Origin of the sequence: Terrisporobacter mayombei (assembly GCF_020748465.1) — a bacterium.
In the GTDB taxonomy this organism is placed as follows: domain Bacteria; phylum Bacillota; class Clostridia; order Peptostreptococcales; family Peptostreptococcaceae; genus Terrisporobacter; species Terrisporobacter mayombei.
This window is the reverse complement of the sequence record NZ_JAHZMP010000132.1, coordinates 1-506: the sequence shown is the minus strand read 5'-3', so window position 1 is coordinate 506 and position 506 is coordinate 1. Positions and strand designations below refer to the sequence as shown.

The 506-nt window shown below is 29.6% G+C and carries 1 protein-coding gene and 1 pseudogene; both read left to right on the top strand.

What is annotated here, in order from left to right; all coding sequences use genetic code 11:
* A partial coding sequence (locus K0039_RS20730) for a Fur family transcriptional regulator (RefSeq protein WP_228106824.1) occupies positions 1-356 on the top strand: 356 nt, incomplete at its 5' end.
* Between the two features lie 36 nt (positions 357-392).
* Positions 393-506, top strand: a pseudogene (locus K0039_RS23180) (desulfoferrodoxin); the annotation flags it as partial.

Here is a 506-nt window from a genome sequence, read left to right as displayed (position 1 = left end):
ATGAAATATTAAATAATCCGGTTCATCCTACTGCGGATTACCTATATGAAAACTTAAAAAAAGATAATCCAAATCTAAGCTTAGGAACTGTGTATAGAAATTTATCTCAACTAACGGAACATGGCTTTATAAAAAAGGTTAGTATTCCAGGGTATCCAGATAGATTTGATGGTAGAATAGATAATCACTATCATATCATATGTGAAGTATGTGGAGAGGTATACGATTTAGAATCTGAAGTTCTTAATAATTTAAAAGAATTAATATCTGAGGAGACAGTCATAAAAATAACATCTTATAACATAAGTTTTAAAGGGATTTGTAATAATTGTAAAAGATGTAGCCAAGTAGGTTAGCTTTTAAATTCTAAAAATAATTAATGAGGTGAGTTTATGTGTAGCGAACAAAAATTTTTTATATGTGAGACTTGTGGAAATCTTGTAGGAATGATACAAAGTGGTGGTGTACCTATTTTCTGTTGTGGAAAACCTATGAAGGAGCTTGTT